Source organism: Candidatus Infernicultor aquiphilus, from assembly GCF_002784285.1.
Classification (GTDB): domain Bacteria; phylum Atribacterota; class Phoenicimicrobiia; order Phoenicimicrobiales; family Phoenicimicrobiaceae; genus Infernicultor; species Infernicultor aquiphilus.
The window spans coordinates 248-772 of record NZ_PFKO01000219.1 but is presented as its reverse complement, the minus strand read 5'-3'; the positions used below and the strand labels follow the sequence as shown (position 1 = coordinate 772).

1 protein-coding gene is annotated in these 525 nt (G+C 33.0%); it reads left to right on the top strand.

Annotation, left to right across the window (positions count from 1 at the left end):
• Positions 1-414 (top strand): LptA/OstA family protein (locus COZ07_RS05700; protein ID WP_406607609.1); only part of this gene is annotated, 414 nt, incomplete at its 5' end.
• Positions 415-525 lie beyond the last annotated feature (111 nt).

Below are 525 nucleotides of genomic sequence, written 5' to 3'. Positions count from 1 at the left end.
GATATAAAATTAGTTCAAACCGATATTACTATTACCGGTGAGACTCTGGAGGCCTATCTTAATGATAAGCGATATATCTTTCAAGAGATAGTTAAACTAATCCAAGAAAGAAAAGATAAAGAGGAAAAAGAAGATAATATTATTTGGAACTGCAAAAAGCTGGAAATTTTTACTGACACCAGAAATTTAACTGCCACTGGAGAAGTAAAGATTTTAAAGAAAGATTATACTATCACCGCTGAGGAAGCAGTATATAATGATAAGGAGCAGAAAATAGACTTGACCGGCGGGAAAGTAAAAATTGAAGAACAAGACAGCAAAAGATGGATCAGCGGAGATAAAGCCGTCTTTTATATTGAAACTGAAAGATTAGAAGTACAAGGAAATGTCCAAAGCGGCATCAAATTAGACTAAGGTAAAAAAAAGTGCCAGGCACCTTTTTTTACCTTTTTTGTCATAGGAGGATTATAATGAGTAACTCAAAGATATCTAAAGCAATATTCAGTTGGTTAATCATATTTAGTA